Source organism: Pseudonocardia autotrophica, assembly GCF_003945385.1.
GTDB classification, from domain to species: Bacteria; Actinomycetota; Actinomycetes; order Mycobacteriales; family Pseudonocardiaceae; genus Pseudonocardia; species Pseudonocardia autotrophica.
The window spans coordinates 7,204,429-7,216,696 of the sequence record NZ_AP018920.1; the positions used below are offsets into that span (position 1 = coordinate 7,204,429).

Annotated in this window: 12 protein-coding genes; 6 read left to right on the forward strand and 6 right to left on the reverse strand. The window is 73.2% G+C overall.

The window, feature by feature from the left end:
- Positions 1 to 54 precede the first annotated feature (54 nt).
- From Pdca_RS33595 to Pdca_RS33605, 3 genes are all read right to left on the reverse strand, one after another.
- A complete protein-coding gene (locus Pdca_RS33595) occupies positions 55 to 1,377 on the reverse strand; it encodes a glycosyltransferase family 87 protein (protein WP_307724054.1) in 1,323 nt (440 codons plus the stop codon).
- Positions 1,378 to 1,559: 182 nt separating this feature from the next.
- Positions 1,560 to 4,199, reverse strand: coding sequence for a transglycosylase domain-containing protein (locus Pdca_RS33600; RefSeq protein WP_269462827.1), 2,640 nt, complete (start codon positions 4,197 to 4,199; stop codon positions 1,560 to 1,562).
- 176 nt (positions 4,200 to 4,375) lie between these two features.
- A complete protein-coding gene (locus Pdca_RS33605) occupies positions 4,376 to 4,771 on the reverse strand; it encodes a DUF5318 family protein (RefSeq protein WP_085915081.1) in 396 nt (131 codons plus the stop codon).
- 197 nt (positions 4,772 to 4,968) lie between these two features.
- Here Pdca_RS33605 and Pdca_RS33610 point away from each other — a divergent pair, with 197 nt between their 5' ends.
- The 3 genes from Pdca_RS33610 (at position 4,969) to Pdca_RS37695 (ending at position 7,652) form a co-directional block, all read left to right on the forward strand.
- The gene (locus Pdca_RS33610; protein WP_085915082.1) at positions 4,969 to 5,607 is read left to right on the forward strand and encodes a PadR family transcriptional regulator; all 639 of its coding nucleotides are present in this window, start codon (positions 4,969 to 4,971) and stop codon (positions 5,605 to 5,607) included.
- A gap of 1 nt (position 5,608) precedes the next feature.
- Positions 5,609 to 6,688: an inositol-3-phosphate synthase gene (locus Pdca_RS33615; RefSeq protein ID WP_085915044.1), complete on the forward strand. Its 1,080-nt coding sequence runs from the start codon at positions 5,609 to 5,611 to the stop codon at positions 6,686 to 6,688.
- A gap of 358 nt (positions 6,689 to 7,046) precedes the next feature.
- A complete protein-coding gene (locus Pdca_RS37695; RefSeq protein WP_269462828.1) occupies positions 7,047 to 7,652 on the forward strand; it encodes a C40 family peptidase in 606 nt (201 codons plus the stop codon).
- Positions 7,653 to 7,671: 19 nt separating this feature from the next.
- Here the strand turns inward: Pdca_RS37695 and Pdca_RS33625 are convergent, their stop codons facing one another.
- Positions 7,672 to 8,286, reverse strand: coding sequence for a TetR/AcrR family transcriptional regulator (locus tag Pdca_RS33625; protein WP_125911662.1), 615 nt, complete (start codon positions 8,284 to 8,286; stop codon positions 7,672 to 7,674).
- Between the two features lie 4 nt (positions 8,287 to 8,290).
- Entirely contained in the window at positions 8,291 to 8,920 is a 630-nt protein-coding gene (locus tag Pdca_RS33630; RefSeq protein ID WP_085915047.1) for a GNAT family N-acetyltransferase, read from the reverse strand.
- A 162-nt stretch (positions 8,921 to 9,082) separates the two neighbouring features.
- On the opposite strand from Pdca_RS33630, the gene Pdca_RS33635 reads away from it, so the two are divergent.
- Positions 9,083 to 9,802: an SDR family oxidoreductase gene (locus tag Pdca_RS33635; protein ID WP_085915048.1), complete on the forward strand. Its 720-nt coding sequence runs from the start codon at positions 9,083 to 9,085 to the stop codon at positions 9,800 to 9,802.
- Here the strand turns inward: Pdca_RS33635 and Pdca_RS33640 are convergent.
- Positions 9,771 to 10,748 carry a LysR family transcriptional regulator gene (locus Pdca_RS33640; protein ID WP_085915049.1) on the reverse strand — a complete coding sequence of 326 codons (978 nt, stop codon included), beginning with the start codon at positions 10,746 to 10,748 and terminating at the stop codon, positions 9,771 to 9,773. The genes Pdca_RS33635 and Pdca_RS33640 overlap by 32 nt on opposite strands.
- Positions 10,749 to 10,830: 82 nt before the next feature.
- On the opposite strand from Pdca_RS33640, the gene Pdca_RS33645 reads away from it, so the two are divergent.
- Both Pdca_RS33645 and Pdca_RS33650 read left to right on the forward strand, forming a co-directional pair.
- On the forward strand, positions 10,831 to 11,769 hold the full coding sequence (locus Pdca_RS33645) for a DMT family transporter (protein ID WP_085915050.1): 939 nt from the start codon (positions 10,831 to 10,833) through the stop codon (positions 11,767 to 11,769).
- Between the two features lie 21 nt (positions 11,770 to 11,790).
- A complete protein-coding gene (locus tag Pdca_RS33650) occupies positions 11,791 to 12,225 on the forward strand; it encodes a DUF1707 SHOCT-like domain-containing protein (RefSeq protein WP_085915051.1) in 435 nt (144 codons plus the stop codon).
- Positions 12,226 to 12,268: the final 43 nt, after the last annotated feature.

Here is a 12,268-nt window from a genome sequence, read left to right on the forward strand (position 1 = left end):
ACCACCGTCACCCGGGCACCCGGGATGCGGCTCGAGGGGCGCTGCGCCCGCGGGTCAGACCCGGGCGGCGACCCGCGGCGCCGTCGGCCAGACCGGGTCGGCACCGGTGTCCGGAGCCCGCCGCAGGATCTGCCGCACCACGACGACGCAGAGCCCCACCACGACCGCGTCCCGGATCAGCACGGTGACCAGGAACGGTTCCATCGGCAGTCCCTTGTCCGCCACCCCGAGGTACTGGTACATCCGCGGCACCCAGACCAGCGCGTCGACCACCATCCAGCCCAGCAGCAGCCGCCAGCGGGGGATCGCCAGCACCGCGAGCGGCACCAGCCAGAGCGAGTACTGCGGGCTCCACACCTTGTTGACCAGCAGGAACGCCGCGACGCACAGGAAGGCGAGCTCGGCGACGGCCGGTGGCTGCGGCGCCCGCAGCGCCAGCCACGCGATCGCGGCGACGGCCAGCACCATCAGCACCGCGGTGACCGCGTTCAGCACGGCCGGTGCCCGGCCGTCGGCGAGCTGACCGTCGAACCCGGCCCAGCCGGTGAACCAGCTCAGCGCGTACCAGATCGAGTCCGGGTCGGCCGGGCGCGTGCGGTTGAGCAGGAAGAACTCGGCCCAGCCGCGGGGCCAGGCGAGCGCGACCGGCAGGTTCACCGCCACCCAGGCGGCGGCCGCGGCACCGGTCGCCCAGGCCGCCCGCACCAGCCCGCCGGAGGACCGCCGCCGCCACCCGACGAGCACGATCGGCACCAGGAGCAGCAGCGGATAGAGCTTCGCCGCGGCGCCGAGCCCGATCAGCACACCGGCCCAGCCCGGCCGGTCCCGGCGCAGCGCCAGCAGGGCACCGGTGGCCAGCGCGACGGTGAGCGCGTCGAAGTTGGTGAAGACGTGCACCAGCGCCAGCGGTGACAGCGCGACCAGCGCGGCGTCCCACGGACGTTCCGGCCGTAGTCGCAGCACCGCCCAGACCACCGTGAGCCAGGCGGCCGCCAGCCAGAACGCCGTCACGTTGAAGTAGACGACGACGTCCAGCGCGGTCGGCAGCGGCATCCGCTCGGCCAGCCACTGCCATCCATCGGTGAGCTGCGCGTTGAGGTACTGGAAGAACCCGGTGAGCACCGGGTACTCCATCCAGCGCTCCACCCGGGTGCCGTCGGACCGGGTCTCGAACCAGGCGTCGCGATAGGGGACGCCGTCGTCGGCGAGCCCCTCCAAGCCGTAGAGCGGGACCGTGTCGGAGTAGCACATCGCCACGTACTGACGGTCGTTGCGCCAGTCGAGCGCCAGCACGCCGTCGGCGGTGCGGTACTCCTGCAGGCACGCCGCCTTGCCCAGCCAGCTCAGCGCCAGCACGACGACGGCGAGCAGCAGCACGGCCCGCAGCGGCGTCCAGTACCGGGCCCGGCCGATGAGTGCGTGCCTGCCGAGCGGACCACCGATCAGCCGGCTGGCCGAACGGGCGAGCGGTTCGGTCCAGCTCGGGACCTCGCGGACGGTCGGGCCGTCCCCGGTGTGCGGCTCCCCTGGGGGATCGGCGCCGGGGCGGCCGGCGTCGCTCAGCCCCCACCGCCGTTCGGGTCGGACCCGTCCTGCCCTCCGCCGGAGTCCGGGCGGCCGCCGCCGTCGGAGAACGGGTCGCCGTTCTCGAACGGGTTGCGGTCGCCGCCCCGGTCACGGCCGCCCCGGTCGTCGCCGGAGTCAGCGCCGGAATCGCCGCCGGAATCGCCGCGGCCGGAGTCCTCGTCGCCGTTGCGGTCCCGGTCGTTCTCCGGTTCCCGGCTCGGCTCGGTGCTCTCCTCGGACGAGGACGAGTCGTCGCCCCGGTCGTTGTCGGTGGCGGCGCTGCGGGCCGGCGGGGCCTGCCCGATCGGCTGGAAGCCGGAGAACTGCTCGGCCGGGGTGCCACGCAGCACGTCGTTCATGAACGACTGCCAGATCTGCCCGGGCAGCATCCGGCCGAAGATCGCGCCGCCGGAGGAGTTCCGGATCGGCGAGTTGTCGTCGGTGCCGACCCAGACGGCGGTGGACACCGACGGCGTGTAGCCGACGGTCCACGCGTCGTTGTTCTGTCCCTCGACCGAGCTCTGCACGGTGCCGGTCTTCGCGGCGACCGGACGGCCGCCGTTGAGCGCGATCCGCGACGAGCCCGCGACGTCGGTCATCGACTCGGTGACGTTGCGCGCGACCTCCGGATCCATGACCTGCTCGCCGTTGTCCGTCGCGCCGCGGTCGTAGATCACCCGGCCGTCGTTCGCGGTGACCTTGCTGACCAGGAACGGTGCGCGCTTCACGCCGTCCGCGGCGAACGTCGCGTAGGCCGCCGCCATGTCCTTCGGGTGCACCTCACGGTCGCCGAGCGAGATACCGCCGGTCGGCTCCGGCAGCAGGTCGGCGGGGATACCGGCCTGGTGCGCGGCCTCGGCGACCTTCGCCGGGCCGACGTCGAGGCCCATCCGGTAGAACACCGTGTTGATCGACTTGGTCATCGCCTCCTTGACCGAGCAGTTCCCGCAGCTCACGCCCTCGGAATTGGTGACCCTGGTGCCGGCCAGCGTCTGCGGCGACGACCCGTCGTAGGTGGTGCCGAGGCCGATCGGATCGGCGGCCTGCAGTGCAGCCGCCACCACGAACGGCTTGAACGACGAGCCGGGCTGCTTCAGCACCGCGGCGTAGTCCAGCCCGACGCCGTTCTCGCCGCCGTAGTAGGCGATGATCGCGCCCGTCTTCGGGTCGACCGAGACCAGCGACGATCGCAGGTTGTCGGGCTGACCGTCCAGGCTCTTGGCCACCGCATCGGCGGCCTGTTCCTGGGCAGCCGGGTCGATCGTCGTGGTCACCGTGAGGCCCTGGGTGTTGAGCTCGGTCTCGGAGATCCCGAGCGCCTCCAGCTCGCCGCGGGCGGCGTTGTAGATGTGACCCCGGTCGTCGCCGGGGATTCCGCCGCCCTCGCCGGCGGACGCCTCGTTCCACTGCGGGAACTGCTGCTGGTCGCGCTCGGCCTGGCTGAGCCAGTTCTGTCCCACCATGCCGTCGAGCACGAAGTTCCAGCGCTGCTCGGACACGTCGGGGTTCTTCGCCGGGTCCCAGCGCGACGGCGACTGGATCAGCCCGGCGAGCATCGCGCCCTCGGAGACGTTCAGGTCGGACACGTCCTTGCCGAAGTAGGCCTGGCTCGCCGCCTGCACGCCGTAGGTCCCGCGGCCCAGGTAGATCGCGTTCAGGTAGTTCTCCAGGATCTGTTCCTTGGTCATCTCCTTGGACATCTTCGCCGCGAGCACCACCTCGCGGAACTTGCGGAACAGCGAGAACTGGTCGTTGCCGGTGGTCACCTTGATGTACTGCTGGGTGATCGTCGAGCCGCCGCCGATGCCGCCGGTGAGCTGGTTGATCACCGCCCGGCCGATGCCGGAGATGTCGAAGCCGGGATTGGAGAAGAAGGTCCGGTCCTCGGCGGCCAGCACCGCCTGCTGCACGGGCACCGGGATCCGGTCCAGGGTGACGCTGGTGCGGTTCACGTTGTCCGGACGCACGGTCGCGAGCGGGTCGCCGTCGGCGTAGGTGAACGTCGCCACCTGGGTGACCGCGATGTCGTCGGCGGCCGGCACCGGGAAGATCAGCCAGCCGATCGCGAAGGCGATCAGCGGCCCGAGCAGGGAGACCCCGGCGGCGGCGATCAGCCAGTTCCGGAGCCGTCGCCTGCGGCGCGGCTTGCCGCCGTCACCACCGTCGCCGCCGGGGCGGCGGCCGTCGCCGCGCCCGGGCGGCCCGGGCGGGCCGCCGGTGCGCCCCGGCGCCGCGGCCGCGGCGCCGCCGCGGGTCGGGCCGGATCGCTGTGGCGGGGACGGCGGAGCCTGCTGGGCGCCGTACGGGACCGCGCCGAAGTGACCGATGCCGGAGTCGTGGGTCAGCAGCGGGGGAGGCGACTGCTGGGGAGGCGCCTGTGGGACCGGCCGGGGCTGTGCGGGCGGCGGCTGGGCAGCCGGCGGGCCCGGTGGCGGGCCGGGCGGCGGCGGTCCGGGCGGGCCGGGGCGCGGGTTCGGACCCGGGCGGCCGGGCGGCGGGCCGGGGGGCGGGCCCTGGGGGCCGGGACGTCGGGGCCCGGCGCCGGGACGGGGAGCCGGTGGGGGGAGTGGGCGACCGGGGGGAGGCGGCGGTCCGGGTGGCGGGGTGCGTCGGGGGTCACGCTCGTCGTTCACCGGGCGGCTCCGTGGGGTGCTGTCGCGCTGGTCCGCCGGGGCCCGGGCCGGGGGTGCCCGGGGTGGCGGTGGTGCGTGGCCGGGCCGGCGCCGGGTGCGCGGGCCGGATCGTCACCGGGATCGTCGCCGCAGGCTCCGGCAGGCGGATCGGGGTCGGCAGGCGGGTCGTCATGGACTCAACCACCCGCTGTCCGGCGGCCGCCGCGGGGGCGGCCGGTACCGAGGACGAACGAGCGGACCAGGTGGTTCCACCGGCAGGTCCGGCACACCTCGACCACGTGCACGGTGAACTCGCGGTGGTGCGCCGCGAGTTGCTCCAGATCGTCGATGGAGCGGGCCGAGCCGGAGATGTGCCGCAGCGCCTCGCCGAACACCCAGGAGACCTGGGCGAGCTGGTCCTTGCGGCAGACCGGGCAGGTCTCCTCGACCTTCCTCCCGTGGAACCTGGCGGCGCGCTGGAGGTAGGCACCGGCGTCGCACACCTCCTCGGGTTCGACCCGACCGGCACGGACGTCGGCCAGCAGCGCGCGGCGCTGCAGGGCGTAGTCCACCACCTGTCGCGGGCTGAGCACTCGACCAGGGTACGCGCGGCCGTGATCCGCGCCGACCGCCCGCCCCGTGCCGGTGGCCCGTTCCATGCCTGGTCGGGGCACTCGTCCGGATCGGCGGCGGCTGTGACGACGATCATTCGACGGGCGAACCGATGTATCGGACCGATATGGTCGGGCGGCGGTCCGTCCGGACCGCGCGGCAGCGAGGGGGACGTGCGGTGCTGGAGTTCGCCGTCCTCGGGCTGCTCCAGGAAGGCCCCTTGCACGGCTACGAGCTGCGCAAGCAGCTCGGCAGGCGACTGGGTGGTCTGCGAGCATTCTCCTACGGCTCGCTCTACCCGGCGTTGCGCAGGTTGCTGCGGGCCGGGCTGATCGCCGAGACCGGACCGGATCACCTCGACCCCGAGCGCGCGATGAGCGCCGGTTGGTCCCGGCGCGGCCGCCGCGTCTACCGGATCACCGCCGAGGGCAAGGAGCGGTTCGGCGAGCTGCTCGACGACGCGGGACCCCAGGCATGGGAGGACGGCAGCTTCGGCGTGCACATGGCGTTCTTCTCACGGACCCCGGCCGACACCCGGCTGCGGATCCTGGAGGGACGCCGCCGGGCGGTGGAGGAGCGCCGCGACGGCCTGCGCACCGCGCTGAGCCGGACCGGGGAACAGATCGACCGCTACACCCGCGAGCTGCACCGCCTCGGGCTGGAGAGCTCCGAGCGCGAGGTGCGCTGGCTGAACGAGCTGATCGCGGCCGAGAACGCCGAGCAGCTGCACGAGACCATCCCCGGCCACGGCGCCGGAACGGACGCCGGACCCGGGTCCGGCGGGGAACGACAGGACGAGACAACAGGAGGAGCCTGACATGAGCCAGGTTCGGGTCGCGGTCGTCGGCGTGGGTAACTGCGCGGCGTCGCTGGTCCAGGGTGTCCACTACTACGCGGACGCCGACCCGTCGACCCAGGTCCCCGGCCTGATGCACGTCGACTTCGGTGGGTACCACGTCCGGGACGTGACGTTCGTGGCCGCGTTCGACGTCGACGCCAAGAAGGTAGGCCACGACCTCGCCGACGCCATCTCGGCCAGCGAGAACAACACGATCAAGATCGCGGACGTGCCGCCGCTCGGGGTGACCGTGCAGCGCGGACCGACCCTGGACGGTCTCGGTCTCTTCTACCGGGAGACCATCACCGAGTCCGACGACGAGCCGGTCGACGTCGCGCAGGCGCTGCGCGACGCGGGCGCCGACGTGCTGGTCTCCTACCTGCCCGTGGGCAGCGAGGACGCGGACCGGCACTACGCCCAGGCCGCACTCGACGCCGGCGTCGCGTTCGTCAACGCGCTGCCGGTGTTCATCGCATCGGATCCGGAGTGGGCGGAGAAGTTCCGCGCCGCGGGCGTGCCGATCGTCGGCGACGACATCAAGTCCCAGGTCGGCGCGACCATCACCCACCGGGTGCTGGCGACGCTGTTCGAGGACCGCGGGGTGCAGCTCGACCGCACCATGCAGCTCAACGTGGGCGGGAACATGGACTTCCTGAACATGAAGGAGCTGGATCGCCTGGAGTCCAAGAAGGTCTCCAAGACCCAGGCCGTCACCTCGCAGGTCGACCGGGACATGGGCAAGGGCAACGTGCACATCGGCCCGTCCGACTACGTCGCCTGGCTGGACGACCGCAAGTGGGCCTACGTCCGCCTGGAGGGCCGGGCGTTCGGCGACGTGCCGCTGAACCTGGAGTACAAGCTCGAGGTCTGGGACTCGCCGAACTCGGCCGGGATCATCATCGACGCCGTCCGCGCGGCCAAGATCGCCAAGGACCGCGGCATCGGCGGACCGCTGCTGTCGGCGTCGAGCTACTTCATGAAGTCGCCGCCGGAGCAGTACCGCGACTCCGTCGCGCGGGACAAGGTGGAGGCCTTCATCCAGGGCGAGATCGACAGCTGATCATTTTCTCAGGGCATCGGCCCGGCAGCGACCACGCAGGTCACCGCCGGGCCGATGCCGTTTCCGGAACAGGAAGTCTCCAATCTGAAATCTTCTCATAATTGTTCGTGAGCGCAGTCATCCCATTATTGTGTGCTGGGTCATTTATCTGAGCGATATCTGTTCGTAATGTGGTGGTCGGCCTTGTGCGATCTGTGCCCACCCGGGGTGCAGGGCGCAGGGTCTCCGCCGGACGACGACGCGGGCGGGTTGCACGGCCACCGGATACGGCGTTCCCAGCGCCGCACCACGAACTCCCCTCGGGCCGGCGCACCCCACCCCCATGGTTCGCCGGCGGTGCTACCCCCGAGGACACACCGTGCCCCAGCGTCCCACCGCTCCGGCGCTCCGCGTCGCCGTCGTGGCCACCACTGCCGCCGCGGCCGCAGCCCTGTCCGTGCTTCCCGCCGCCACCGCGGCCCCGGCCCCGGGCACCTCTCCCGACACCACCACCACGGTGACCCGGGACGTCACGCCTGCCGCGAACGCCCTGCCGATCTCGCTCACGACCGCGGGCAACCCGGCCGCACAGAACGTCGCCGCCGCCACCGATGCCGCCACCCGGGCCGGCCAGGCCGTCGCCTCCCGCCAGGCGGCGCTGTCCACCGCGATGGCCCAGGTCGGCAAGCCCTACCGCTGGGGCGCCACCGGCCCGAGCGCCTTCGACTGCTCCGGCCTGGTCTCCTACGCGTTCTCCGCCGCCGGTAAGGACGTGCCGCGCACCAGCCGCGCACAGGCGAGCGCCGGCACCTCGGTCAGCCGCTCCGACCTGCAGCCCGGTGACCTGGTCTTCTTCTACAGCCCGGTCTCGCACGTCGGCATCTACATCGGCGGCGGCCAGATCGTGCACGCCTCCACCAGCGGCAAGCCGGTGAAGGTCGACGACATGGACCGGATGCCGTTCAACTCCGCACGCCGGATCTGATCGGCACAGCACCCGGTCGTCAGACGGCGGCGCGCGCCAGCGCGGAGGCGAACAACGCCACCGAGGCGTGCGCCGCCTCGTCGTCACGCGCGCTCAGCCAGGACGACGTGATGCCGGTCGAGGCCGCGACGAGCGCCTCGGCCAGCGTCCGGGACCCGATCGTCAGCGGGCCGCGACCGGACTCCTGCCACCGGCGGAGCAATCGGTCGGCCTGCTCGACGTAGGCGAGCTGTTCCCGGCGGGCCACGTGTTCGAGGCCGGGGGTGCGCGCCGCGACGTCCACCAGCTCCGCGGTGAGCAGGTGGTACTCCGGATCGGACCGGACCCGGTTCAGGATCGCCCACAGCGCCGCGGCGATGCCGGTTCCGAGATCGTCGGTGTCCGCCACGGCGTCCCAGGCGCTGCCCAGCGACGCGTCGAGCTCCCGGTCCAGCAGCGCGACGAACAGCTCGTCCTTGGACCGGAAGCAGTAGTGGAACGCGCCCTGCGGCAGTCCGGCCCGCTCGGCGACCGCCCGGGTGGTGGCCGCGCCGATGCCGCCCACCCGCATGACCTCGACGGCGGCGTCGAGCAGCTGCTCGCGGCGCTCGGCCGCGGGCCGGTGTGCGCGCGGCCTGCGTGGCTCGACCGGCACCGGATCAGCTTCCCGATCGGCCCGGCCGCACCGGCGCACCCGGCCGCCACATCGCGACCGGCCGCACCGGCTCCGGGAAGCCGGCGACCGTGCCGATCCGATCGAAACCGAACCGCGCGTACAGCGCGGCACTGCGCTCGGTCGACGCCTCCAGGTAGGCGGGCGCCTCGATCGTCTCCAGGCGGGCACGCAGCAGCGCGGACCCGATCCCCCGGCCGCGGCCGGCGGGGGTCGCACCGATCGCTCCGAGATACCAGTGCGCCTCGCCCGGACGGGCGGAGTCGATGGCGCGCTGCAACCGCGCCGCGCGGCGCAGCCCGCCGGGGCCGAAGGCACGCAGGTACGACCCGATGTTGCGAATGGTGTGCAGCAGGCCGTCGTCGCGGTTCCCCGGCGCCGACCAGACCGCGACCCCGAGTACCGCCGGGCCCTCCTCGGCGCGGGCCAGGTCGACCGCACCGGAGCTCAGCCCGGTCCGCACCAGCACGCCGAGCAGGTGGGTCAAGCGCCTCTCCCGTTCGTCGGGATCCCCGCCGACGAACGCCGACATGACCGGATCGTCCCGGAACGCACCGGCCAGCACGGCGGTGGCCTCTTCGACGTCGACGGGCGCGGCCGGGCTGACGGTGATCACGGTTGCTCCTCGGGCTCGGACCCGGGCGGTGGCCGGAGCCCGGTGGTCGGTGGTCGGTGGCACCACCGTACGTACGTTTTGGTCGATCGACCAAGTCGAACGACTGAATTAGACGCGGGTCACCGCGTGTGGCGCCCGGCCGCGCGTCGTAGATTCCCGGCCATGACCGCTTCGCACCGTCCGCTCGCCCTGATCACCGGTGCCTCCCAGGGCATCGGCGCCGCCGTCGCCCGGCAGCTCGCACCGCGCTACGACCTGATCCTCGGCGGGCGCGACGAGGATCGGCTGGCCGCGGTCGCCGACGAGCTGACCGGTGCGGGCCCGGGCGCCGTGCGCACCCTGGCGGTCGAGCTCACCGACGACGAGGCGCTGGCCGGGGCGCTGGCCGGGATCGAGCGGCTCGACGCGCTGGTGCACTCCGCGGGCACCGGCGAGCTCGGGACCGTCGAGGAGACCTCCGCTGCGGTGTGGCGCAGGCAGTTCGACGTCAACGTCGTCGCGGTCGCCGAGGCCACCCGGCTGCTGCTGCCCGCGCTGCGCGCCGCCGGTTCCGACGGCGGGGCCGACATCGTGCTGGTGAACTCGGGCGCCGGCATCACCGCCAAGCCCGGCTGGGGCTCCTACGCGGCCAGCAAGTTCGCGCTGCGTGCATTCGGCGACGCGCTGCGCGCCGAGGAGGCTGCGCACGGTATCCGGGTCACCTCGGTGCACCCCGGCCGGGTGGACACCGCGATGCAGCGGGCGGTCGTGGCGCACGAGGGCGGCGAGTACGACGGCTCGCGGTTCCTGCGGCCGGAGTCGGTCGCGGCCGCCGTGCTCGCCGCACTGACCGCGAGCCGGGACGCGCACCTCACCGAGCTGATGGTGCGGCCGCAGGGCTGAGGGCGCCCAGCACTTCGGGGACTCCGGGTGCACCGAGGGCTCCGAGGGCTCCGAGGGCACTGCAGCCCGCGACCGCACGGAGCTCGGCCAGTGCGGCGACGACCGGCGGGGTGTCCGCGACGGCGTCCCGCACCACCGCCAGGATCGAGCGCACCGGCTCCGGGCGCACGACCGGCACCGCCCTGGTCCCGGGCGGGAGCCGCGCCGCACCGAGCCGGGGGAGCACGGTGACCCCGATCCCGGCCCCGACGAACGCCATCGCGGTCGGATAGTCGTGCGCCTCCACGTGGAACGGCGGCCGGAACCCGGCTGCTGAGCAGGCCTCGATCAGGTTGCGCCGGCACCAGCCGCGGGCGACGTCGTTGTCCACCCAGCGCTCGCCCGCGAGCTCCGCCAGCTCGATCTCGGCCCGGTCCGCCAGCGGGTGCGTGTCCGGGAGCACGACGACGTACGGATCGTCGAGCAGGTGCACCACGCCGAACCCGGGCCAGGCCGCGAACTCCGACCGTTCCACCGCGACCTGCACGTCGGAGCGCTGCGCCGGGTCGTCGGGCAGGTACTCGCGCAGCGCCAGGTCCAGCCGCACGCCGGGGAAGTCGGTGGTCAGCCTGCGCACCACACCGGGCATCCAGGCGGCACCGACGGAGGCGAAGTACGACACCGACAGCGTCCCGGTCCGGCCGGCCCGCAGGTCCGCGACGACGATCTCGGCCTCGCCGAGCCGGGCGAGGATCGCATCGGCCTGCGCGGCCAGCACCGTGCCGGCGGCCGTCACCCGCAGGCCGCGCCCGGCCCGCTCGAACAGCACGAGCCCGGTCTCCCGCTGCAACGCGGTGATGTGCTGGCTGACCGCCGACGGCGTGTAGCCCAGGTTCGCGGCGGCCGCCTGCACCGATCCGCTCGCGACGACGGACCGGAACACCCGCAGGCGATGCGCGTCGAGCATGCACAGACCATACAGTCCTACTGAATCCAACGGTAGAAACAATCGCTGGTACTTAATGGTCGGTGGGAGCAGGCTTGATCGCATGACGCCGTCCCCCGCCCTGCACCGGGCTCTCCCTCTCGTCGCCGCTGCCGTCACCGTCGTGCTCTGGGCCTCGGCGTTCGTCGGCATCCGGGCGGTCGGACACGAACTGTCGCCGGGCGCGCTCGCGCTGGGCCGGATGCTGGTCGGCTCCGCGACGCTGACGGCGATCGTGCTGGCGGTACGCGCCCGGCGGGGTCCGCCCGTCCGCCGGCTGTCACCGGCGCTGCTCGGCGCGGTCGCGCTGTGGGGCGCCGCCTGGTTCGGGCTCTACAACCTGGCACTCAACGCCGCCGAACGCCACCTGGACGCCGGCACCACCGCACTGCTGGTGAACGTCGCCCCGGTGGTCGTCGCGGTGCTGGCCGGGCTGCTGCTCGGCGAGGGCTTCCCGATCCGGCTGCTGATCGGGATGGCGATCGCGTTCAGCGGTGTCGTGCTGATCGCGGCGACCACCTCCGCCGGTGGGGCCGACGTCGCAGGGGTGCTGCTCGGGCTGCTCGCCGCGCTGCTCTACGCCGGGGCCGCGGTCGCGCAGAAGCGGTTGCTCGCCCGGATCGACGCACTGACCGTCACCTGGCTGGGCGCGCTCGCCGGGACCGTGGCGCTGCTGCCGTTCCTGCCGGCACTGCTCACCGAGATCACCGCCGCACCGGCCTCAGCCGTCGCCGGGACCGTGTACCTCGGCGTCTTCCCCACCGCGATCGCGTTCCTGACCTGGGGATACGCCCTCTCCCGGACGAGTGCGGGCCGGCTCGCCGCCGCCACCTACGCGGTGCCGCCGATCGTCGTGCTGATGTCCTGGGTGTTGCTCGGTGAGATCCCGGCCGTGCTCGCGCTCGCCGGTGGTGTGTTGTGCCTGGCCGGCGTCGCCGTCGCGACCCGCCGGACGCGTCCGGCCCCCGACCGGCCGGTCGGACGACCGATCCCCGCCGCCTGAGTTCGGACTACCCTCGCTGCCATGGGGGACGAGCAGGGGGACGACGGCAAGGCTCTGATCCGGGTGTCCGACGCCGAACGGCAGGAGACCGCCGAGCGATTGAAGCTGGCACACGACGAGGGCAGGCTGTCGCTGACCGAGTACGACGATCGGCTGCGCGCCGCATACGCCGCGACGGTGCGCGCCGATCTCGTCGCGCTCGAGGCGGACCTCCCGCGGGTCAAGCGCAAGGACCTGCCTGCGGTGCGCGCCCGGAAGGCGGAGGCCGAGCGGGCCGACCAGATCCGCGACTACGCCAAGGAGTGGCGGTCCTGGGCCGGGGTGGCCGTGCTGCTCACCACGATCTGGGGGATCACCTCGATCGCGTCCGGCCAGCTGAACTTCTTCTGGCCGATGTTCCCGATCGGGATCTGGGGCGCCGTGCTGGTCGCCCAGCTGTTCTGGCGGGACGACTGAACCGGCGCGATCGCCCCGCACATCGTGCGGTCGCAGGTGGTCC

Bases quoted from the DNA above. Each gene is read 5' to 3' on its own strand.
- Pdca_RS33615 (WP_085915044.1), top strand. From the start codon at position 5,609: ATGAGCCAGGTTCGGGTCGCGGTCGTCGGCGTGGGTAACTGCGCGGCG.
- Pdca_RS33635 (WP_085915048.1), top strand. From the start codon at position 9,083: ATGACCGCTTCGCACCGTCCGCTCGCCCTGATCACCGGTGCCTCCCAG.
- Pdca_RS33640 (WP_085915049.1), bottom strand. From the start codon at position 10,748: ATGCTCGACGCGCATCGCCTGCGGGTGTTCCGGTCCGTCGTCGCGAGC.
- Pdca_RS33645 (WP_085915050.1), top strand. From the start codon at position 10,831: ATGACGCCGTCCCCCGCCCTGCACCGGGCTCTCCCTCTCGTCGCCGCT.
- Pdca_RS33650 (WP_085915051.1), top strand. From the start codon at position 11,791: ATGGGGGACGAGCAGGGGGACGACGGCAAGGCTCTGATCCGGGTGTCC.